Genomic DNA, 22,844 nt, shown 5'->3' on the forward strand with positions numbered 1-22,844 from the left:
AACGTCGCGAATCCGCCAGACCGTGGTGCCCGCGTGGTGATGGGCTGAAGCACATGACCGCTTCGACCCTCGACACCTCCGCGCGGACCCCGCTGAAGGGATGGCTCGCCGTCCTCGCGGTGACGCTCGGGATCTTTTCCCTCGTCACCACGGAGATCCTGCCGATCGGCCTCCTGACCCCGATCGGCGAGGACTTCCGGATCACCCCGGGGACGGCGGGCCTGACCATGACCCTGCCCGGTTTCCTCGCCGCGCTCGCGGCCCCGGCCGTCACCGTCGCCGCCGGACGGCTCGACCGCCGGATCCTGCTGTGCGCGCTGATGGTGGTCCTGGCCTTGGCCGACGTCCTCGCGGCGACCGCGCAGGCCTACTGGGCGATGCTGCTGTCGCGAGTCCTGGTCGGGCTGGTGATCGGCGCCTTCTGGGCGATCGGTTCCGGTCTCGCCGCACGGCTCGTCGGCCCGGGGCGCGCGGGCAGGGCGACCGCGGTGATCTTCTCCGCCGTCCCGCTCGGCTCGGTTCTCGGCGTTCCGGCGGGAACGTTCCTCGGCGAACTTTTCGGCTGGCGAGCGGCTTTCGCGGTGATGGCGGTCTTCACGATCGGCGTCCTCGCCGCGCTGGCGCTGGCGTTGCCTCCACTGCCGTCGGCGGACGCGACCCGGCTCGGCGACCTGCGGGGGATGACCCGCGAGCGCGCGACCCGGCTCGGCCTGCTCGTCACGGTGCTGACCGTGCTCGCCCACTTCGGGACCTACACCTACGTCACGCCGCTCCTGCGACAGGTGACGCACGTGAGCCCGGAGCTGCTCACCGTCTTCCTCTTCGTCTACGGCACCGCCGGGATCGTCGGCAATTTCGTGGCCGGCGCGGCGATCGCCCGCGATCTCCGGCTGACCTTCCTCGCCGCGGCGGGCTCGATAGGCGTCGTGACCTGCGCGTTGCCGTTCATCGGCGACACGAAAGCGGGCGCGCTCGCGCTGCTGGTGCTCTGGGGTTTCGCCTACGGTGCCGTCCCGGTCTGCTCGGGAACGTGGTTCGGGAGGGCGGCGCCGCACACGCCCGAAGCGGCGTCGGTGCTGTTCACCTCGTCGTTCCAAGCGACCCTTTCGGCGGGCGCGCTGCTCGGCGGGCTGGTCGTCGACGCGGTCTCCGTCCCGGCCGTGATGGTCACCGGAGGCGTGGTCGCGCTGCTCGCGGCCGCCGTCCTCAGCCGAGCACGGTCAGTGTGACCAGCGCGGTGGTCCCGACCAGCAGGGTCGAGAGCAGGCCGAGCAGCAGGGCGCGGCCCCCGGTGCGGACGAGTTTGCCGATCCGCACCGCGCAGCCCAGCCCGAACAGCGCCCCGGCCAGTAGCAGGGTGCAGGCGACCTTGGCGACGTCGAGCACGACACCCGGCATGATCCCGGTGCTGCGCAGGGCGGCCATGGCCAGGAAGCCGAGAACGAACAGCGGGACCAGCGGCGGCCGCTTGCCGTCGACGGGCCGGTGCCGCTCGTGCACGCCGACCGCGGCGACCATCGGGGCCAGCAGGACCACCCGGCTGAGCTTGATCACGATGGCGACCGCGATGGCGGCGCTCCCGGCGGGAGTGGCCGCGGCGACGACCTGCGCGACCTCGTGCACGCTGAGGCCCGCCCACTCGCCGATCCGGGCCGCGTCGAGCCGCAGCCAGCCACCGATCAGCGGGACCGCGGCGATGGCGAGCCCGCCGTAGGAGGTGACCAGGGCGACCGCGGTCGCGACGTCGGAGTCCTCGCGTTTCACGACGCCTTCCATGGCGGCGATGGCGGACGCGCCGCAGATCGAGAACCCGGTCGCGACCAGGATCCCCAGGCCGCGGGGCACGCCGAGGAGCCTGCCGAGACCGATCGTGCCGAGAAACGTGATCCCGACGGTGAGCACGACGGCGACCAGGGTCCCGGGGCCCAGCGCCAGGACGGCCGGGAGCGAGAGTTGCAGACCGAGCAGCACGACACCGGCGCGGAGCAGCTTCTTGGTGATCCCGGCGATGGCTTTCCGGGTCCCGTCGGACAGCGAAGGCAGCGATCCGGTGACGATGCCGAGCACGACGGCGATGGTGAGCGCGCTGATGACCGGGAAAGCGGTGCCGACCAGGTACGCGGCGGCCACTCCGGCGCCGGTGATCGCGAACGCGGTCAGGTAGGGCTTCGTCGGTCTCGCGTGCGTGGTGCTCATGGTTCGAGCCTCGCCCGGACGGGCCGACCTCGGTAGCCGGGAATACCAGGGGTAGGTCATACACTTGGGCTATGACCACACCCGATCTGGACTCCCTGCGCCTGTTGGTGCTCGTGGACGAGCTCGGCAGTATCGGACAGGCCGCGGCCAGCCTCGGGATCGCACAGCCGTCGGCCAGCAAACGACTGTCCACAGTCGAGCGGAGGCTGGGGCTGGTGCTGGTCGACCGCACGCGGCGTGGTTCCGCGCTCACCCCCGACGGCCGGGTGATCGCGGGCTGGGCGCACCGCGTGCTGTCCGAACTCGACGGCCTGCTCGACGGCGCCGAAGCACTGCGCACCCAGCACGAGGCGCATCTGCGGGTCGCCGCGAGCATGACACTGGCCGAGTACCTGGTGCCCGGCTGGATCGGCGAACTCAAACGCGGCGACCCCGGGCTGTACCTCGGGCTGGAGGTCACCAACTCGGACCAGGCCGCCGAAATGGCCAGGGAAGGCAAGGTCGATCTCGGGTTCGTCGAGTCGCCCGGTTCGCTGCCCGGCCTTTCGTCCCGGCGGGTGGCCACCGACCGGCTGGTCCTCGTCGTACCCGCGAGCCATCCGTGGGCGCGCAAACGCCGTCCGCTCACGGCGGCCGAACTGGCGATCACGCCGCTCGTGGTCCGCGAACCGGGGTCCGGGACCAGGGAGACCGTGGACGCGGCATTGCGCAAGGCCGGGGTCGGACCGGCGAAACCGTTGCTGGAACTGGGTTCCGCCTCCGCCGTCCGCAACGCCGTGATCGCGGGCGCCGGACCGGCGGTGATCAGCGAACTCGCCATCACCCGGGACGTCGCCGACCGCAGGCTCGTCCCGGTCGCGGTGGACGGCGTCGACTTCGGCCGGGAACTGCGCGCGGTGTGGCCGGCCGGACGGCGGCTCGCCGGTCCGGCCGCGGAACTGCTGAGCATCGCGGTCCGGAACGCGAACACCCGCTGAGTCCTTTCATGTTTCTTCATGAACGCGCGCGATACCGAATCCGTCATCGGCGTGCTACCGACGATAGGGGGAATCACCGTCGATTTCCGGAAATAGGTGCGGACCACTATTCCCAGTGGTCCGATGAAAGCGGAATGGTGGACTCCGGGTAACAGGCCGGATGGCGTATCGGCTGTTGGGTCGCCCGGCCGTTGACCGTTCTTCCTTGCCACTGCGGGAAAAGCAAGCCGCTCAGCGGTCTGCGATGTATTCGGAACGCTAAATTTCCGCGAAGGTCTTCGCGTTTCGCGGGTCGGCGTTCCGCCATCCGGTTCCTGTGACCGCAAACCCTACCGTCGAGTATTGACGGGAAGCCTCGCCTGCGTTTAAGTACGCCCGGTAACCAAGTCGCTCTTCCGTGTGCCGGAGGCTTCCCGTGGGTAGGTCGATTCTTGGCGCCCGGCTCGTCGGCGCCGTGCTCGATCGCCGTCCACATCGGACGGTCGTGTTCGAAGGCGGGCTGGACCGTCGACGGGCACCTCGTCCGCACCGCCGACGGCGAGATCCCCTGCACCCCGCACAACGAATCTCCACGGAGGCGATCGTGACTTCCCGGCCTGGCACCGACGGCGGCGAGGCGCTGATCTCGGAGTTCCTCCGCACCGGCCGCGAGATGATCGCCGCGCAACGGGACGTCCTGCTCGGCTACCTCGGTACCGATCCCGAGGTGCTCGCCAAAGCAAGGACCGCGGCGGCGCCGGCGGACCTGATCTCCGGCGGCGGCACCGAACCGGCACTGCCCGCCGAGGAGCCGGACGCGGTCGTGGTGGCGCCGAAGCGCTACCTGATGCGGGAGTTCGACCTCGCCGACGCCGTCCCCGTCGACGAGGAGCTGGCCGGGCTGCGCTTCGCCGTCGTCGGTGAAGGCCAGGTCGCCGAGATGCTCACCGCCCGGCTCGCCGGGTACGGCGCCGAAACCGAACTGGTCCAGGGCGTACCGCGGCACGGCGCGGACGGCGTGTTCCATCTGTCACCGTCCTTCCCCGACGACTTCGCGCTGTATCAAGCGGTTCTGGCGGGCGGGCCGCGCTGGCTCATCGCGAACGGACCCGCCGACGGTGCCCGCGGCTTCTTCCGGACGGTGGCCAGGGAGTATCCGGACACGGTCGCCCGGGTGGTCGAGCAGCATCCCAAGTCCACTGTGGACGAACTGGTGGAGAGCCTGCTCGCGGAGTTGTCCGCCCGGGACTGGGAGCCGGTCGTCGTCCGCCGCGACGGCGCGCGGCGCGGTCTGCGGATGACCGAGGAAGGCCTCGGCCTGCTCGGCGGCACGGGCGCCGGTCCGGCGGGTGACGGGACGGCCGAGGCCGAGGCGCTGGGGCTGGACCGGGATTCGGTCGTCCTCCTCGTCGGCGGGGCCAAGGGCATCACCGCCCGGCTGGCCATCACGCTGGCCTCGGCGTCGCGCTGCCGCGTCGAACTGTTCGGCCGCACCGCCGTGCCCATCGACGGCGAGGAACCGGTGATCGCCACGGCCACGACGACGGAAGAACTGCGTGCGGCCCTGATCGGCGACGGGCTGACCGAACCGGCCGAAATCGAACGGACCATCCGGCTCATCGAGGACGAACGCGAGGTTCGCGGGACGCTGCGGCGGATCGGCGACCTCGGCAGCCCGGTGCGCTACCGCTCGGTCGACATGCTGGACGCGGAAGCCGCGCACCGCGCGGTCAAGGAGATCCACGCCGAACACGGACGGCTCGACGGCATCGTCTACGCGGCGGGCGTCATCGAGGACAAGCTGATCGCCGAGAAGGACCCAGCGTCGTTCGATCGTGTCTTCGCCACCAAGGTCGAAGGGGCGAGCACCTTGCTCGCGGCGGCGGGGGAACTGCCCGAAGCGCCGAAATTCGCCGTCCTGTTCGGCAGTATCGCCGCGACACGGGGGAATCGAGGCCAGTCCGACTACGCGGCCGCGAATGACGCGCTGGAGGCGCTGGGCCGCCGTTGGGCCACCGTGTACGGACGGCGAGGGCTGACCGTCCACTGGGGACCGTGGGCGCCCACCGGGGTCGGCAACGGGATGGTCACCCCGGAACTGATGCGGGACTACGCCCGGCGCGGGATCGAACTGATCGACCCCGAGGAAGGCACGCTGAGCCTGCTACGCGAACTGGCGTGGGGTGACGAGGGCCTCACGGCCGTCACCTACACCGCGTCGGGGTGGTGACCGGTGGCCGCTACGCCCCCGATCGCGATCGTCGGGATGTCGGTGCTGTGAACGCCTTCGGCTTCGGCGGGATCAACGCCCACGTCGTCCTGGGACAGGCCGCGTCGCGGGCGGGCGTCGAGGTCTCCGAGCCCGAACGCGTCCTGCGGCTCTCCGCGCCGACCGTCGCGGAAATGGGCTGTCTGCTCGACCGCGACGACGTCCTGAGCGGTGGCGACACCGGTCGCGGCCGGGTGCGGCTCGGGCTCGTCGACCCGACGCCCAAACGGCTGAACCTGGCCAGGAAAGTGGTCGCGAAGGGGAGACCCTGGCGGGCCCGTAACGACCTCTGGTTCGTTCCGGAACCGCTGCTCGGCGCGGGCGAGGGCAAACTCGCGTTCGTCTTCCCCGGGCTGGAGGACGAATTCGAGCCACACGCCGTGTTCCAGCTGGGCAGGCTGCTCGACAAGGCGTTACGCGGACTGCGCATGACCCCGGACGCGCTGGCCGGGCACAGCCTGGGGGAGTGGACCGCCATGGCCGTGGCCGGGATCCATTCCGACACTGACGCCGACTCGTTCATGGAGGACTTCGATCCCGACGCGCTCAAGGTTCCGGGGCTGGCCTCCGCGGTGATCGGCGCGGCGGCGTCGTCGGTTACCGAAGTCCTCAAAGGACACTCCGACGTGGTCCTTTCCCACGACAACGCGCCGAACCAGTCGATGATCTGCGGGCAGGCGGAGGCCGTCGAGGGTTTCGTGCGCGGATTCCGCGCCGACGGCGTGATCTCCCAGGTGCTGCCGTTCCGGTCCGGCTTCCACACTCCGATGCTCGCACCGTATCTCGGCCCGATCCGCGAGGCCGCCGAGCGCCATACGCTGCACCCGGCGAAACTGCCCGTCTGGTCGGCCACGACCGGACGGCACTATCCCTCGTCGGACGCGGAGATGCGGGCACTGTTCGTGCGGCATCTGCTGGAGCCGGTGCGGTTCCGCGCTCTCGTCGAGAACATGTACGCGGCGGGATTCCGGGCGTTCGTGCAGACGGGCGCGGGACAGCTCGGCTCGCTGATCGGGAACACCTTGCACGACCGCGAACACCTCGTCGTCGCCGCGCATTGCGGGCACCGGCGCGGCCTCCCGCAGCTGCTACGGGTCGTCACGGCGTTGTGGGCCGACGGTGCCGATCCGGCGTTCGAATTCCTGCCCGGCCGAGACGGCGTGAAAAACGGCCGGACGATCCGGCTCGACCTCGGCGGCGCGCTGGTGTCGCTCGACGAGGGTGCCTGCCGCGGCTTCCGCACCGCCGCGGCGACGAAGTCCATTTTGGAGCGAATCGGGGAACGAAACCCGCCGGCAGCCGAATTCTCCGTGTCGCCGGCGCCTCGGGCGCGGCGCGATCGCCGCTTCGACAGCGATCCCGTGATCCGGGCGGTGGACCGGCGGCCAGAGCGCGCCACGCTGTCCGAAGAACGGCCCGGCGGCTGGGCGCTGGTCCGCGAGCAATGGCCGGATCCGGTGGCCCGCGACCTGATCATGCGGAACGTGCTGGCCGGTGCGGAAAGACAGGCGTACGCCGATCAGCCGCCGCGCCGGAAGCGGGCCTGGCTGCTCGGCCGCATCGCGGCGAAGGACGCCCTCCGCCGTCTCTTGTGGACAAACGGTGAAGGCGACATCTTCCCGGCAGAGATCCGGATCGGGAACGACTCCTCGGGCGCGCCGACCGTTTCGGGCGCCTACGGAAGGACACTGCCGGAGCTCACCGTCTCGATCGCCCACCGGGACGCGCTCGGCGTCGCCATCGCCCGCCGAGGACCGTGCGGTATCGACGTCGAGGCTGTCGAAGACCGCACGGACGCCGACCTCAACGAGGCGGAACGAGCGCTGCTCGGTGCGCCGGAAGCCTTGTGGTCCACCAGATTCCGGGCCGCGAAGCAAGCCGTCGCGAAACGGCTCCGCACCGGCCCGCGCGCTTTCACCGTCGTCGGCGCGGACGACGGTCGGCTCACCGTCGCGGTGAGCGGTACCCGGTATCCGGTGTGGCACACCACGATCACCACACCGGCGAAGGATTACGTCGTGGCTTGGACGGAGAACGAAGAATGACCACTGAAACCGTGGCGGCCGGGCTCGCCGAGGCGAAGAACCGGCTCGGGAATGACGAGGTGATCGGCTGGATCGCCGAGAACCACGGCGCGGCGGCCTGAGTGGGCAGAGTCCTCTTCGTCACGCCGCCGCTGACAGGGCACGTGAACCCCGTGGTCGGGGTCGCGGCCGCCCTGACCGCGCGCGGGCACCAGGTCGCCTGGGCGGGGCGGCCGGAGATCATCCGGAGACTCGCCGGCGACGGCGCCGACGTGTTCCCGTGCGCGGTCCCGCGCCGCCTGCCCGAGCGCGACGCGAGTCTCAAGGGACCGGCGGCGTTCCGGTCCCTGTGGGAGCAGTTCCTGATCCCGCTGGCCGAGGCGATGGCACCCGGCGTCCGCGCCGCGATCGGCCGGTTCCGCCCGCAGGTCGTGGTCGCCGACCAGCAGGCCATCGCGGGCGGCCTCGTCGCCGACGGGCTCGGCCTGCCGTGGATCACCTCCGCGACGACGTCCGCGGAGCTCGTCGACCGGCTGGCCGGGACGCCGAAGGTGGCGGCCTGGCTCGATGAACTCCTCGACGGTCTGCGCACGCGGATCGACGGCGGCCCCGCCGACCCGAGGATGTCCCCGCACGGTGTGCTCGCCTTCACCACCCGCGAACTGCTCGGCCCGGCCACGGTGCCGCACCAGGTCCGGCTGGTCGGGCCGTCCATCGGCGGCCGCGCGCCCACCTGCGACCTCCCCTGGGACCGGCTCGACCCGGCGGTGCCGACCGTGTTCGTCACCCTCGGGACCACGAACGCCGACGCCGCGGGCGACTTCCTCCGCGCGGCGGCACGGGGGCTCTCTCGGATCGACGGGATCCGGACCGTCATCGCCGACCCCGGCCGAGCTGTGGGGCCGATGGGGGACACGGTGCTCGTGGTGCCCCACGTGCCTCAGATGGCAGTTCTGGCCCGCGTGGACGCCGTCGTCTGCCACGGCGGGTACAACACCGTCTGCGGAAGCCTGTGGCACGGGGTGCCGCTCGTGGTCGCGCCGATCCGGGACGACCAGCCGATCGTCGCCGGACAGGTCGTCGACGCGGGCGCCGGTGTCCGGCTGCGGTTCGGCCACGCGAAACCGGACCGGATCGCGGCCGCGGTGACCAGGGTGCTGGACGATCCGGGGTACCGGTCGGCCGCCGAAAAGGTGGGTGCCTCGTTCCGTGCGGCGGGCGGGGCCGCCGCGGCGGCGGACCATCTGGAGGCTCTGCTCAGCGGCTGATGGGGACTTTCCCCGTGTCGCGCGCGGTGAAGGGCGTTCACCTCATCAGACGCGGGCATGGTCCCCCTTCAGCCTCTTGAAAAGCACGCGTGTAGGGACTCTCCTGGAGGGGTACCAGCCTTCAGAAGGTGCGTCCTCGTGCTGGGAGTCGTCATGACCGCGGTGAAGACATCGCTCCGACCGCAGGCCGTCCGTTTCGGCGGGCGGCGCCGGGCCCCCAAAGGCAGCGTGTTCCTCAACGTCGTCCGCACCACCGACCACAAGATGATCGGCGTGCTCTATCTGAGCACCTCGTTCGCATTCTTCCTCATCGGCGGGTTCATGGCGCTGCTGATGCGCGGCGAACTGGGCAGGCCGGGGATGCAGTTCCTGTCGCAGGAGCAGTACAACCAGCTGTTCACCATGCACGGCCTGATCATGCTGCTGCTGTACGCGACACCGAACCTCTTCGCGTTCGCCAACTACATCCTGCCGCTGCAGATCGGGTCGCCGGACGTCGCCTTCCCGAGGCTGAACGCGTTCTCCTACTGGCTGTATCTCTTCGGCGGGCTGATGACGCTCAGCGCGTTCCTCACGCCGAGCGGGGCGCCCGACTTCGGGTGGACGATGTACACGCCGCTGTCCAACGCCGCGCACACCCCGGGCGTCGGCGCCGATCTGGTGATCATGGGCCTGATCGTCTCCGGGCTCGGGACGATCCTCGGCGCGGTCAACATGGTCACCACGATCCTCTGCCTGCGCGCGCCCGGGATGACGATGTGGCGGTTGCCGTTGTTCACCTGGAACATCCTGTTCACCGCGATCCTGATCCTGGCGGTCTTCCCGATCCTCACCGCCGCCCTGTTCGGGCTGGAGGCCGACCGGCGGCTCGGCGCGCACGTCTTCGATCCGGCCAACGGCGGGGCGATCCTGTTCCAGCACCTGTTCTGGTTCTTCGGCCATCCCGAGGTGTACATCGTCGCGTTGCCGTATTTCGGCATCATCACCGAGATCGTTCCGGTGTTCAGCCGGAAACCGCTCTTCGGCTACAAGCTCATGGTGTTCGCGACGATCGCGATCACCGCGCTGTCTTTCGCGGTGTGGGCGCACCACATGTTCGCCACCGGCGCGGTGCTGCTGCCGTTCTTCTCCATCATGACCTTCCTCATCGCGGTGCCGACCGGGATCAAGTTCTTCAACTGGATCGGCACCATGTGGAAGGGGCAGCTCACCTTCGAATCACCGATGCTGTGGTCGATCGGGTTCATGGTGACGTTCCTGCTCGGCGGGCTGACCGGGATCATCCTGGCCGCGCCACCGCTGGACTTCCACATCCACGACACCTATTTCGTGGTCGCGCACTTCCACTACGTGCTGTTCGGCACCATCGTGTTCGCCACGTTCGCCGGGATCTACTTCTGGTTCCCCAAGATGACCGGGCGGATGCTCGACGAGCGGCTCGCGAAGCTCCATTTCTGGACCACGTTCATCGGCTTCCACGCGACGTTCCTCGTCCAACACTGGCTCGGCAACGAAGGAATGCCGCGCCGCTACGCCGACTACCTGAGCACCGACGGTTTCACGGTGCTGCACACCATTTCCACGATCGGCGCCTTCCTGCTCGGTGCTTCGGTGCTGCCGTTCCTGTGGAACATCGTCCGCAGTTACCGGTTCGGGGAGGTCGTCGAAGTGGACGATCCGTGGGGCCACGGGAATTCCCTGGAATGGGCGACGACCTGTCCGCCGCCCCGGCACAACTTCTTCGACCTCCCGAGGATCCGGTCCGAACGCCCGGCGTTCGAACTCCACTACCCCCACATGATCCCCAGGCTGCGCGCCGAGGGGCATACGACCCCGTTCCAGCGTCGCGACCAGGCCACCCCTTCGGAAGTGGTGGCGGACAAGGCACTGAAGGACGACACCGCCCGACCGAGGGAATGAGGTACCGCGCATGATCCCCATGGATGTCGAAGGGATGGCAGTCCTGGCTCCGGAAGCGGCACCGGTGATGTTGCTGCGGGAGCGGGAGGGCGAACGCCGCTGGCTGGCGATCACGATCGGCGGGCCCGAGGCGAGCGCGGTGGCGCTCGCGCAGGAGCGGATCCGGCTGCCGCGGCCGGGCACGATCGAACTGATCGGCCAGGTGGTCGAGTCGTTCGGGCACCGGGTCACCGGGGTCCAGGTCACCGCGCTGCGGGACGGCATCTTCTTCGCCGACCTGGTGCTCGATTCCGGTATCCGCGTTTCGGCGCGGCCGAGTGACGCGGTCGCGATCGGGTTACGCGCCGGGGTCGGGATCGAGGTGGCCGACGCGGTGCTGGAGGTCGCTTCCGTGCGGGTCGAGATCGTCGGAAGCGACCCGGACGCGGAACTGCCCGAGGTGCCGTCGGATCCGGTCGCGCAGGAACGGGCGGTCGAGGAGTTCCGGGAGGCGCTGGACAAGATCGCGCCGGAGGACTTCGGGGACCTGCCGCCTGATCCGCCCTCCCGCCCGTGAGATGAAGGGGCCTTTCATAGCAAATTTTGCTATGAAAGGCCCTTCATTGCGGTTGAGTGCTACTGCTTAGCCAGGCCCTGTTCGATCGCCTCGATGATGCGCGGCCGCATCTCGGCGGCGCTGATGATCGCGTCCACCGAACCGACCTTCACCGCACGCTCGATGCTGTGCACGCCGTCGAACTCGGCCGCGACCGCGCCCAGCTTCTCGGACCGCACCGACGACTGGAGTTCCGCCAGTTCCGCGGCCAGCGCCGCGCGTTCGGCACCGGTCGCCCCGCTGAGCTTCTCCGTCAGCGACCGCACCCGCGGGTCGGCCGCCGTCCGCGCGTTGACCTCACCCGCGAACACGACCGCCGCGGCGGGCGCGCCGCCGAGCACCGAGGCGAACGAGCCTTCCAGCGCCAGCACCGTCATGTTCGGGTTCAGCGCCTTCGAGAAGACCACGAACGCGCCGCCGTGGTAACGCGAGATCACGGTGAACACGATCGGCCCCTCGAAGTTGACGATCGCCCGGCCGATCTCCGCGCCGTACTCCAGCTGGAGCTTCCGCATCGACTCCGGCGAGCCGTCGAAGCCGGACAGGTTCGCCAGCACCACCAGCGGCCGGTTGCCGCTGGCCGCGTTGATCGCCCGCGCCGCCTTCTTCGACGACCGCGGGAACAGCGTGCCCGCGGTGTAGGTGTCCGGGCCGTCGGTGGGCGGGAAGCCGCGGCGCGGCACCGAACGTGACTCGATCCCGAGCAGGCAGACCGGCCGTCCGCCGAGGTGTACGTCCTGCACGGCCGCGGTCTCCGCGTCCGCCATGCCCGGCCAGCGCTCCAGTACCGGGTGGTCCTGGTCCGACAGCGCGCGCATCACGGTGCGGATGTCGAACGGCTTCTTGCGGTCGGGGTTGGCCTCCCGCGAGAAGATCTGGCCCACCGTGGTGAAGTCGCTGTCGACGGCCGCGTGCGGGAACGACGAGATGTCCCGGTCGATCGGGTCGTTCGTGACCGCCTTGCGGGGGCCGGACTCGCCCGGCGCCACGTAGGTGTGGTCGTAGTGCGACATCAGCACGTCACGCGCCGCGGCGAGGTTCGGCGCCCAGTACTGCGCCTGGCCGTTCGGGCCCATCACGCGGTCGTAGCCGCCGATGCCGAAGTTGTCCTCCGCCGAGACGCCACCGGAGAAGTCGAGCGACTGCTTGCCGGTCAGCACCATCGCGGAATCCGGCGTCATCACCAGGATTCCCTTGGTGTGCATGAGCATCGTCGCTTCGGCGTTCCAGTACGGCTGGGCGCCGACGTTGATCCCGGCGACGACGATGTTGATCTCGCCGCCGTTCTGGGTGAAGTGCACGATCCGCTTCAGTGCGGCCGCGACCCAGTCCATGTTCTCGGTACCGGACTCCATCGAGATCCGGGCACCGGCCGACAGCGCGTACCACTCCAGCGGGACCTGGAGCCGTTCGGCGAGGTCCAGCGCCGCGATCACCCGCGAGCACTCCGGCTCCGACAGCGCGCCGAGCGCCTTCGTCGGGTCACCGAGCAGCACGACGCGCTTGACGCCGTCGGGGTGACGTTCGGTCGGCGTGGTGACCACACCGGCGACGATCGCCGCCTTGTTGCGGCCCTTCTTCCGGTCGACCGGGACGAGGGTGTTCGTGTCGTCCATGTCGTACTCGGTGAACGAACCGAGCATCTCGGTCAGCTCGTACGGGTACACCGTGTCGCGGCGACGGGCGCGCAGGACGTTCTGGCGGTAGTCGTCGAGCGGCAGGATCGGCTGGGTGGTGGGCTCGGACAGCGACATCTGCACGCCGCCGCTGACGTCGTAGCCGATCCGCACGGCGACCTCTTTGACCTCGCCGGTCGCGCGGTCGCGCTGCCTGCCGAGGAACTGGACCTCTTCGAGACCCGCGCCCGCCGTCGACGGCTGCACACGCTGCGCGACGGTGTCCAGCTCCTCACCGGTGAGCTCGCTGGTCGGCCACACGTACAGCATGATCCGGTTGGTGTCGAAGCGTTTCTTCGGCGGAAGCTTCGCCTGCACCTCGCGGATCGCGTCGAGGCAGCCCGCCAGCGTGCCCTCGACCGCGGGCAGCGCCAGCAGCTTGCCGTCGTTGTCCCGCAACGGGGTCAGGTCACGGACCTGGGCGAGCGCGACCAGCCGCTGATCCGCCGGGTTCATCGGCGAGACGCACTTGAACAGGTAGACGTCCTCGTCGCCCGAGGGCAACCGCGTGAGGTCGAAGTTCGCCAGCCGCTGCAACTGCATCCGCTGGGCGATCAGCGGATGCAGACCGCGGATCAGCCGCTCCTCGCTGAACCCGGTCGACGACGGGCGGAAGGTGAAGTGGTGGTGCATCACCGCGCCGCCGTGCCCGGCGACCGTCGTGGTGATCCGCCGGATCCGGCTCGGCAGCGACTCGGCCGTGAGGACCTCGCGCAGCCCGGCCGCCATCGTGTCGTCGTCGGCGGACTCGTCGTCCCAGGTCAGGTAGAGGTCCGCCTCGACGTCGGTGTCGGCGGGCAGCTGCGCGGCGAGGTCGGCGACCGCCTTGACCGCGCCGGGCAGACCGGCGCGGTCGACGGCGGTGGTGACCATGTGGAACCGCTCGTTCGCGTCGGCGTAGTCACCGGTGACGAAGGTGCAGCCGCCGACGGTCACCTGCTGGACACCGGTGAGCGCGCGGTTGCCGTAGTAGCGACGGCTCAGGACTTCCAGCAGCGGGCCGTGATCGGTGCCGGGGCGGCCGATCCGCTGCCCGAGCAGGCGGACCAGCGGCTGCGCGCTGGCCAGCATGCTCGCGATCCGCTCGGCGCGGTCCGGCGAATCCGGGTGCAGGTCGAGGTGCCGCAGGTGTTTGCGGACCTCGCTGTACGCCTCGGCGCGAGTGCGGCGGAGCAGCGGCTGGGCGAACCAACGGAACACCACGCTGCGCGCCAGGTCGCCGACCACCGGGAAACGGAGCTGGGTGGCGGCGATGAGCGCCTCCAGCGCCTTGCCCGCCGGCTCCCGCATCGACTCGAACGGCTGCGGTTCGGTGAGCCACTGCCGCAGCAGCGCGGTGACGACCGCGACGTCGGACGAGGTCCGCTGCTGGGCGAGGAAGATGCGGAAGACCGCCTCTTCCAGCTCCGGCGTGCGCTCCAGGTCCTTGATGCCGTAGTGCGCGAGCACCTTCTTCAGCTTGTTCTGGAACGACTCCGAGAGCCCGGCGCGTTCGACGTCGAGGCTCTGCAGATAGGTGTGGAAGAACTCGCGGGAGCTGTGCACCCGGGTGTCCGTCTTGGCGTCCTCACGGGCCGGCTTGTTGCGCATCAGCTCGGAAAGATCGGCGAACACCGTCAGCAGCTCGACCTCGCCCTCCAGCGGGCGGTCGCCGTTGCCGTCCAGTTCGGCACGGGCGGCGAGGTACGTGCTGAGCGTGCGGCGCTCGTCGTGCGGGTCGACGTCGAAGCCGAGCAGGAGACTGCGCAGATCCTGCTGTCCCCGCGAGATCCGCTGCGCCGCCGACGTTCCGTTCGGTTCGGCGGGCAGCTCGATCTCGACACTGCCCGCGTCCTCGGCGACCTCCGCGCCTTCCTCCGCCAGCGGCTCGAGCCGCAGCAGGGGAGCGCCGGTCTCGACCTGGCTGCCGACCGAGACGACACACTCACGCAGCTTCGCGCGGAAGGGCGCGCGAAGCACCGTCTCCATCTTCATGCTTTCCAGCACCAGCACGGGCGCGCCGGCCTCGACCTCCGCGCCGACCTCCAGCGGTGTCGCGACGACGAGCGCGGGCGCGGGCGAGCGGACGACGCCGCCCTCGTCCCGGCTGACGCGGTGGGTGACGCCGTCTACCTCGACCAGGTGGATCGGCCCGTGCGTGCCGGTGACCAGGCGGAACCGGGTGCCGTTGACGGTGATCTGGCCGGTGTGCTCGTCGAACCGGTCGACCTCGACGTCGGCGGGGTGGATGTCGCCGCCGCCCGCCGAGACACCGACGCGGAACCGGCGGTGGCCGATCCGGGCGACGCTGACGCGGTACGCGGCGCCGCGCAGTTTGAGGTCGAGCGGACGGCCGCTCTCGTGCTGGACCTGCGGGCGGCCACCGTGCGCGGTGGAGAGAAGCCGTTGGCGCTCAACGGCTTCCTCGTCCTCGTATGCCTCGATCGCGGCGGCCGCGAGCGCGATCGCCGAGTGGCGGTGGGTGACGAGCTTGCCTTCGCCGCGGACGCGGTCGATCCAGCCGGTGTCGGCGCTGCCGTCGATCACCTCGGGCTGGTCGAGCAGGTCGAGGACGAAGCTCTTGTTGGTCGCGCCGCCCTCGATGATGACCGTGGTCTGGGCCATCGCGCGGCGCAGACGGCCGAGCGCCTCGTCACGGTCGCGGCCGTAGGCGATGATCTTCGCGATCATCGAGTCGAAGTCGGCCGGGATTGTGTCGCCTTCGCTGACCCCGGTGTCGACGCGGATACCGGGGCCGGCGGGCAGGTCCAGGCGCGCGATGCGGCCGGGCGACGGTGCGAAGTCGCGGTCCGGGTCCTCGGCGTTGAGCCGCGCCTCGACGGCGTGACCGAACTCGGCGGGCTGGACGCCTTCGAGCTTGCCGCCGGAAGCGACGTGCAGCTGGGCCTTCACCAGGTCCATGCCGGTGGTCAGCTCGGTGATCGGGTGCTCGACCTGCAGGCGGGTGTTGACCTCGAGGAAGGCGAACAGCTTGTCGCCGGGGTGGTAAAGGAACTCGACCGTTCCGGCGCCGCGGTAGCCGACCGCGAGCGCGAGCCGCTCGGCGGACCGCTTGAGCTCGTCGGCCTGCTCGGGGGCCAGCACCGGGGAGGCGGACTCCTCGATGATCTTCTGGTTGCGGCGCTGCACCGAACAGTCGCGGACGCCGAGCGCCCACGCGGTGCCCTGGCCGTCGGCGATGACCTGGACCTCGACGTGCCGGGCGCCGGTGACCAGGCGCTCCAGGAAGACGACGCCGCTGCCGAAGGCTCGCTCGGCCTCCAGGCTGGTGCGCTCGTAGGCGTCCTTGAGCTCGTCGGCGGAGGTGATGACGCGGATACCGCGGCCGCCGCCGCCCGCGGTCGCCTTGAGCATCAGCGGGTAGCCGATCTCGTCGGCGGCCTTGATGGCGGCGTCGAGATCCGCGACGGCGCCGCGGCTCCACGGAGCGACCGGGACGCCGACCTCTTCGGCGATCAGCTTCGCGCCGATCTTGTCGCCGAGCTTGCGCATGGCGTCCGCGCTCGGCCCGATGAAGGTGACGCCCAGCCGCTCACACAGCTCGGCGAAGGCCGGATCCTCGGCCACGAAACCCCAGCCGACCCAGGCCGCGTCGGCCCCGGTCTCGGTCAGCGCCCGCTCCAGCACGGCGAAATCCAGATACGGACGCGCCGACGCGGGGCCGAGGTTGTAACTGATGTCGGCTTCCCGCACGAACGTCGCCGACCGGTCCGCGTCCGTGAAGAGCGCGACGGTCTCGATCCGCCGTCCGGTCTCCGCCGAAAGCTCGCGGACGGCGTGGATGAGCCGCATCGCGGCTTCTCCGCGGTTGACGATGGCGACACGACTGAACACCGACTGAGCCTCCCAAGTACGCGACACAACAGCTGACGTCCCGCCGGATCAGGCGCGGGACAGTCTCCTGTACCTGTCTAACAGCCTGCCTCTTACCGGCCGGTACGAGAATGTCGCCGGTGGCGCATGCCGAGGGCCGGGTGTTGTAGGAACCCGCCAAAAAGTGTCCTGGAACACCTAGTCGAGAGGCCTGATGACGTGACGAAGTGGACAACTGGGGGTTCGGCTTGGTAGCCGGGTTCGCGAGGTGTCATCCGGTGTTCACGCCGGTTTCATCGAGGTGGCTCGGGGCTTGTTCTGTCCGGTGTGGTGAGGGTGGCCGTTTTCGGCGACGGGTGGGGCTGGGGTGCGCGGCAGTTGGTCGCTCCGAGTCGCTCTGGGGCTGCCGGTGAGGCTGCCATAGGTGGTGATCCCTGAGTCGGGAGCACGCGCTGGACGGCTCGCCGGCGGGGGCGAGCTATGGTGCGGCCTCGATCGAGTCGTGGCCGTATTTCGGCTACGGCAGTACGGGATGGCGGCGGTTGTCTCGGCGGGCCTAAGTCCGAAGGTTCTCGGGCAAGGTGGAAAGCGGTGGTCGGGTCCGCGACACCGCGGTGCTTGGGCGGTGGTCGGTTTTCGGCGACGGCCGGGGCCGGCATCGGGGCGGCTGCAGAGGCATTGCGTCGTTGTGAGTCGCTGTCGTCTGGGGACGTCGTGGTCGGTTTTCGGCGACGCTGACAGCGGTGGTGATTCCTGAGCCGGGAGCCGTGTCGGGCCGGCTCGCCGGTGGCGGCGAGTTGTGACGGCAGCTCTCGATCTAGCCATAGCCGTTTTTCGGCGATGGCCTCAGAACGGTGGTTTCTCCGTGCGGGGTTCGTGTAGTGGTGGTGGTGTGCTGTCGTAGCTGTGTCCGGTGGGTGTGGTGATGGTGAGGGTGCCGTCCGAACCCAGTCGATAGATCCAGCCGGGTTCGTCTTTCAGGCGGTGGTCGCGGCGGCACAGGTCGATCAGTTCGGTGTCGGCGGTGTGGCCGCCGTGTTGCCAGGGCAGGGAGTGGTCGAGGTCGCAGGTTTGGGCGGGGCGGTGGCAGATACGCCGGGTCTTCGGCATTCCCGGTCCCGTACCCGTACGAACTCGCCCAACCCCGCCGTAGGCCGATACCGGTCCCGACCCAAATCCAGGACCTGCCCGGAGAGTGGGTCGGTGATGATCCGCCGCAGGACCGTGTCCGGCCCGGACGCGATCTGCCGCGCCAACGACGCCGGGATGTGGCCGTGTCCGGCCAGTTCGGCGGGATCCTCGTTGATCCCGAGGTAGGTGTTGAGGTCCAGGTAGAGGAACACCTCGCACCGTTCACTCTTGCCGCCTTGGCCACCCAACAGCAGATCGAGGGCCACGTCGGCGCGGAGCTGATCCAGGGTGCGGGTCTCCCCGCCGGCCTTGAGCGCGCGTGCCTCGCGATCGATCCGGGTGTAGGCGGCGGCGACTTTCTCCACCGGGCCGTCGTCGACCTCGATCGAGGCGACCCCGGTCTCGCCGTGCCGGATCGACAACCGGCGCCCGGCACGGTGGCGTTCCGCGCGTCGGGCGGCGCCGTCACGGTCGGCCAGCATCGCCGCGTGGTTCGCCGCCTTCCGGATCTGCTCGGAATTCCGGCCGGGCAGCCGGTCTTCCAGTACCTCGTCCACCGCGCGGGCGTCGTCGTCCGACAGCCACGCGGTCGCGGTCGCGACCTTCATCGCCCCGTAGCCCCCCACTTGTCCCCGGTCCAGTAGTCCGAGTGTTCGGGGCAGGCGGGTGGTCAACGCCGCCGCCGTGGACACCAAGGCGCCTGCGTGACCGTCCACAACGGACAGGGCGAACGCGACCTCCTGCACCACACTCGACGCCCCGTCGCGGTGCCGGTTCAGCTGCGCGAGCGCGCGGAACCGGACCGCCTCCAATCGTGCGATTCCTTCCGAGGCCGCGACGGCGGCGTCGACAGCATCCTTGTCCTCCAATGAATCCAGTGCGGCGTTGACCTCCCGCAGCAGATCGGATGAGGTGATTTCCTTGAGTAGCGCCACAGTGGCGTTGTGTGTGTCCACACGCAGAAGCTACAACCGACCACCGACAGTTTCCGGCTCCAAGAGGTTTCCGTTACACGGCAACGCTATTCTCCAATCGCCGTTTCCGGCAACGGCCCGATCAGCAGTAATTCCGCAACTCGCCCCACAGCGAAGACCCAGGCCGGGAAGTCCCCGCACAAAAGGAAATTCGCACTCCCTGCTCCTCGTTCTCCACTCCGAGCCCGTTGTCGTGCACGGCCGCCTCGCGGCATCCGATGAACCACGCCTGAAGGTACGGCCCCACGGCGACCACCGGGCCGACAGCGTCAGCGGGCGGAGGGCCCCGGTCCGCATAGGACATATGCCCCGAGTGCACCGCGGGAAGCCCGTAGCGACACGGCCGCGCCCATGAAAGCGAGGCCGACGGCGAGAGCGCGGCGCCAAGCACGGTCGAGCCCGCGCAGACAGGGTTCGGCGCCGGCGGCCGCGAGCAGCAACAGGAAGGGCGCCGAGTAGTACGGTTTTCCGCCCAGCACCAGTGAGCGGGCCCAGCGCAGCTCAGGATCGCGCCACAGCCTGAGTCCTCCGGCGATCCAGACCGGCACGACCAGAGGGGAGAGATAGAGCAACTGCATCGGCACGAACAGGATCCGGTTCTCCGCGCCGTCGTCCTCGCTGATGCCGGAAGCCACGGTCAGCAAAGTGAAATCGTGCGCAGCCTGCCAGATCAGTGCCGGCGCGGCCACCGCGAGCGCGAGCAGGATCCCAGCGGGGAGCCAGCCGGTGCGGAACAGACGCAGAACCGCCAGGCCCAGCGCGCTCCAGACCAGCACGTGCCCGTCCACCACGACGAACGCCGCCGGCGCGGTCATCGCGGCGGTGAGGACCTTTGCGCCGCGACCCCCGCCGAACTCGCGGGCGACCAGTGCCAGCAGGATCACCGTCGCGGCGGCGCACAGCGTCGCGACCACGCGCAGGCCGGCGGGAGTGGCGCCGAAGACGTCGGTGGAGATCCTCGCGAGCAAGGGCGTCAGCGGCGGCTGATCGACATAACCACAGTCGAGCCGTTCCCCCGCGGCGAGGTCAGCACCAGGATCTGGATAGCGACCACCAGACCGACCGGACCCCGAGCGAATCGCCTCCCCAGACGAGGGGAGACTACTGCGCGGGCGGAGCCAATTCGACCCTGTTGCGGCCGCCTTGTTTCGCTCGGTAGAGCGCCATGTCGGTGGCGACGAGCAGGTCGTCGACGCTGGTGATGTCGGCCGCCGGATACAGCGCCCCGCCGATCGACACCGTCAGATCGGTCAGTACAGTGTCGCGATCGGGCAGCGCGACCGACACCACCGCCACCTGGTGCCGGATCCGTTCGGCCACGTGGAGCAGCGTCTCCTCGCCGTGGATGTCCGGGATGACGATCGCGAACTCCTCGCCGCCCCACCGCCCGCAGACGTCCTGTTCGCGGATCTCGGCGCGCAGCGCGTCGCCGACGGCGCGCAGGACGAGGTCGCCGTTGGGATGGCCGTAGGTGTCGTTGATCGTCTTGAAATTGTCGAGGTCGAGGAACAGCACGCCGAGTTTGCGTCCGGCACGCGTCCGGCCCAGCTGCTCTTCGGCCAGTTGACGCCAGCGGCGTTTCGTGACGAGACCGGTGGTGGCGTCGGTGTGCGCGTCGCGCCGGTACTGCGTCAGCAGGAGCCCGCGGTGCAGCGCGACCAGCGCGATGACGACCCCGACCAGCACGAGCGGGTTGGCCTGTACGAGGACGACGGCCGTCACGAGACCGAGGCCGAGCGCGCCCGCCTCGAGGATCTGGTCGCCGAACCCGGAGAACAGTTCGCTGATCGACTTCGGCGGCGACGAGAGCGCGATCGCGATCATCACCAGCGCGGTGTTGATCGCCCACCGCAAGGCCGCGGCCACGATGATGACGGCGAGGTCGCCCAGTCCGGCGAGCAGCCCGGAATCGGGCGCACCGGGGTAGTGGCGCATGCCGAGGCTGAGGACGACGACGGCGGCTTGCGTGCCACAGAGGACCGTCGCGGCGGAGAAGATCCACCGATGGGGGAGAACCGGCCGTTGACGTGGCCAGATCCGCAGCCATGCGATGGTGTAGGTCACCACGACCATCGCGGCGGCGAGCACCGGCGGCAGCGCGATGACGGCGGCGACGCTCCACACCGCCTTGGTGTCGACGTAGGCGACCGACGGTGCTCTGTCGTACTCCCGTTGGCGTTCGATCTGCCGGGTGCCCTCGATCGCGATGGCCGCGCACAGGGTCAAGACGCCGAACCGGACCAGGTCGGTACCGGTCACCGGGATCAGCCAAGCCGTGGCGGCGGTCGAGAGGATTGCGATGAGATTCACGACCAGGACGTAGGACCGCACAGGTCGCGGCAGGCTCCACAGGTGCCAGGCCCTGAGCCGCCGCCGCGCGCCGCCGAGTCGTCCGTCCACGCACCCTCTTCCGTCGGTGATCTACACCGTAATCGAACCGGGACGGCGACGACCCTCGTTGTCCGGACGATAAGACCGGCGGCGCCGAATTCCCCCGGACAGCCCAACCGAAACGAGGGAGGTGCACCGATGCAGGACAACAACTGGTGAGCGTTTTGCCGGATAGATCGCTATTTCGAGGGAGGTGAACGACATGCGGGACAACAACTGGACGTGAGTGATCTCGCCCACGAGCGCGCGGCTTCGCGAAGGGAGGTGAACGTAGTGCGTGACAACAACTGGACGACCCGTCGTGACAACAACTGGACGTGATGTGTCAGGAACCGTGCTCGCCAACGGGTGTCGTCCCGCCGACCGGCCCCACGGGATCTTCGGATTCCGCCAGGCCGCGGCGGGACGACACCGCCCGTGACCAGCCCACCCCGGCGACAGCGGCGACCACCACACCCGCGGCCGCCGCGACGGTGACCACGGTGGTCGGCGCGACGACCTGGGCCAGCAGCCCGGCCGCCGCGATCCCCGCCGCCTGAGCCGTCCGCAACGCCGCGATCGCGACCCCGATCACCTGACCGCGATGGGCAGGCGGCGCGGCCAGGCTGTACTGCGTCTGCGTGATCATGTCGTGCGCGGAGAACACACCCGAGATCGTCCACAGCACGACGATGGTGACCAGGCCCGGCGCCCAGCCGGTCGGGATCAGCACCAGGCTGCTCGCCACCGCCAACGCGCCCAGCACCCGGAGCTGCCGTTCGCGCGGGACGCGGCTCAGCAGGATGCCGCCGAGCACCGAACCGACCGGGTTCGCGGCCAGCAACCACGGCAACGCGCCCGCGCCGCCCAGTTCGGCGGCGACCGGGACGGCGAGGCCCTCGGGCACGACGTAGAAACCGCAGCAGCAGGCGATGAGCAGCAGCCAGCGCAGCTTGCGGTCGCGTGCCACCAGACGGCAGCCCGCGATCAGGGACGGGCGTTCGTGGTGGGCGGGTGCCGAGGGTGGGAATCGTTCGAGCCCGAAGCGGAGCATGAGCGCCGACAGCGCGAACGTTCCCGCGTCGATCAGCAGCGCACCCGGCACGCCGAGGCCGGTGACGACGGCGGCCCCCGCGCCGAAGCCCACCACGAGCCCGGCCTGGTACGTGGACGAGATGACGGCCTGGCCGACGACCAGCCGGTCCGGATCGAGCAGATCCGGCAGCATCGCCTGCCGGGCCGCGTGAAACGGCCCGGCCATGAGCTGCACGAGGAACAACAGCGCGGCCGCGACGGGCAGCGGGAGCCCGGGCACCGCCATCAGCGCGATCAGGACGGCGCGGCCGACGTCGGTCACCACCATCACGGTGCGTCGTGAGAACCGGTCCGCGATGCCGCCCAGTGCGCCACCGAGGAGATCGGGCACGAAGGTCAGCGCGTACGCCGCCGAGGCCCACCCGGCCGACGACGTCCGGTCGAACACCAGCACCGTGAGCGCGACCCTGGCCAGCTGGTCGCCGGCGACCGAGAGCAGATGCGCGAGCCAGATCCGGCGGAATCCGGCGACCGCGAAGACACTGCGGAACGACGCCGCTCGGGCTGGCATGCGCTTCAGGCTGTCGTGAATCGGCCACCCGGCGCAACCCTCGAGA

The 22,844-nt window shown here is 69.9% G+C and carries 11 protein-coding genes and 2 pseudogenes; 7 read left to right on the forward strand and 6 right to left on the reverse strand.

What is annotated here, in order from left to right:
• Positions 1 to 53 precede the first annotated feature (53 nt).
• Complete coding sequence (locus tag AC069I_RS16045) at positions 54 to 1,229, forward strand: MFS transporter (RefSeq protein WP_478230634.1); 1,176 nt, start codon at positions 54 to 56, stop codon at positions 1,227 to 1,229.
• On the opposite strand, the gene AC069I_RS16050 is transcribed toward AC069I_RS16045, so the two are convergent.
• Positions 1,207 to 2,196 (reverse strand): YeiH family protein, encoded by a 990-nt coding sequence (locus AC069I_RS16050; RefSeq protein ID WP_478265723.1) that lies wholly within the window; start codon positions 2,194 to 2,196, stop codon positions 1,207 to 1,209. The genes AC069I_RS16045 and AC069I_RS16050 overlap by 23 nt on opposite strands.
• Positions 2,197 to 2,267: 71 nt before the next feature.
• Between AC069I_RS16050 and AC069I_RS16055 the strand changes: the two genes are divergently transcribed.
• From AC069I_RS16055 to AC069I_RS16080, 6 genes and pseudogenes are all read left to right on the forward strand, one after another.
• Positions 2,268 to 3,173 carry a LysR family transcriptional regulator gene (locus AC069I_RS16055; protein ID WP_340682950.1) on the forward strand — a complete coding sequence of 302 codons (906 nt, stop codon included), beginning with the start codon at positions 2,268 to 2,270 and terminating at the stop codon, positions 3,171 to 3,173.
• A 583-nt stretch (positions 3,174 to 3,756) separates the two neighbouring features.
• Positions 3,757 to 5,382 carry an SDR family oxidoreductase gene (locus tag AC069I_RS16060; protein ID WP_478265724.1) on the forward strand — a complete coding sequence of 542 codons (1,626 nt, stop codon included), beginning with the start codon at positions 3,757 to 3,759 and terminating at the stop codon, positions 5,380 to 5,382.
• A gap of 26 nt (positions 5,383 to 5,408) precedes the next feature.
• Positions 5,409 to 7,466: pseudogene (locus tag AC069I_RS16065) on the forward strand (acyltransferase domain-containing protein); the annotation flags it as partial.
• Positions 7,467 to 7,567: 101 nt separating this feature from the next.
• On the forward strand, positions 7,568 to 8,713 hold the full coding sequence (locus AC069I_RS16070; protein ID WP_478230631.1) for a glycosyltransferase: 1,146 nt from the start codon (positions 7,568 to 7,570) through the stop codon (positions 8,711 to 8,713).
• 153 nt (positions 8,714 to 8,866) lie between these two features.
• Positions 8,867 to 10,633 carry an aa3-type cytochrome oxidase subunit I gene (gene ctaD, locus AC069I_RS16075; protein WP_478230648.1) on the forward strand — a complete coding sequence of 589 codons (1,767 nt, stop codon included), beginning with the start codon at positions 8,867 to 8,869 and terminating at the stop codon, positions 10,631 to 10,633.
• A gap of 10 nt (positions 10,634 to 10,643) precedes the next feature.
• Positions 10,644 to 11,189 (forward strand): bifunctional nuclease family protein, encoded by a 546-nt coding sequence (locus tag AC069I_RS16080; RefSeq protein ID WP_478230630.1) that lies wholly within the window; start codon positions 10,644 to 10,646, stop codon positions 11,187 to 11,189.
• A 59-nt stretch (positions 11,190 to 11,248) separates the two neighbouring features.
• Here AC069I_RS16080 and AC069I_RS16085 read toward each other — a convergent pair whose 3' ends face one another.
• The 5 genes and pseudogenes from AC069I_RS16085 to AC069I_RS16105 form a co-directional block, all read right to left on the reverse strand.
• On the reverse strand, positions 11,249 to 16,738 hold the full coding sequence (locus AC069I_RS16085; protein ID WP_478265725.1) for an ATP-binding protein: 5,490 nt from the start codon (positions 16,736 to 16,738) through the stop codon (positions 11,249 to 11,251).
• 825 nt (positions 16,739 to 17,563) lie between these two features.
• Positions 17,564 to 18,747: pseudogene (locus AC069I_RS16090) on the reverse strand (HNH endonuclease signature motif containing protein).
• A gap of 344 nt (positions 18,748 to 19,091) precedes the next feature.
• The gene (locus AC069I_RS16095; RefSeq protein WP_478265726.1) at positions 19,092 to 19,790 is read right to left on the reverse strand and encodes a hypothetical protein; all 699 of its coding nucleotides are present in this window, start codon (positions 19,788 to 19,790) and stop codon (positions 19,092 to 19,094) included.
• 133 nt (positions 19,791 to 19,923) lie between these two features.
• Complete coding sequence (locus tag AC069I_RS16100; protein ID WP_478230039.1) at positions 19,924 to 21,222, reverse strand: GGDEF domain-containing protein; 1,299 nt, start codon at positions 21,220 to 21,222, stop codon at positions 19,924 to 19,926.
• A 316-nt stretch (positions 21,223 to 21,538) separates the two neighbouring features.
• Complete coding sequence (locus AC069I_RS16105) at positions 21,539 to 22,798, reverse strand: MFS transporter (protein WP_478230040.1); 1,260 nt, start codon at positions 22,796 to 22,798, stop codon at positions 21,539 to 21,541.
• Positions 22,799 to 22,844: the final 46 nt, after the last annotated feature.

This window comes from Amycolatopsis sp. NPDC043885, from assembly GCF_056435685.1.

Bases quoted from the DNA above. Each gene is read 5' to 3' on its own strand.
- AC069I_RS16045 (WP_478230634.1), top strand. From the start codon at position 54: ATGACCGCTTCGACCCTCGACACCTCCGCGCGGACCCCGCTGAAGGGA.
- AC069I_RS16055 (WP_340682950.1), top strand. From the start codon at position 2,268: ATGACCACACCCGATCTGGACTCCCTGCGCCTGTTGGTGCTCGTGGAC.
- ctaD (WP_478230648.1), top strand. From the start codon at position 8,867: ATGACCGCGGTGAAGACATCGCTCCGACCGCAGGCCGTCCGTTTCGGC.
- AC069I_RS16080 (WP_478230630.1), top strand. From the start codon at position 10,644: ATGATCCCCATGGATGTCGAAGGGATGGCAGTCCTGGCTCCGGAAGCG.
- AC069I_RS16105 (WP_478230040.1), bottom strand. From the start codon at position 22,798: ATGCCAGCCCGAGCGGCGTCGTTCCGCAGTGTCTTCGCGGTCGCCGGA.
- AC069I_RS16050 (WP_478265723.1), bottom strand. From the start codon at position 2,196: ATGAGCACCACGCACGCGAGACCGACGAAGCCCTACCTGACCGCGTTC.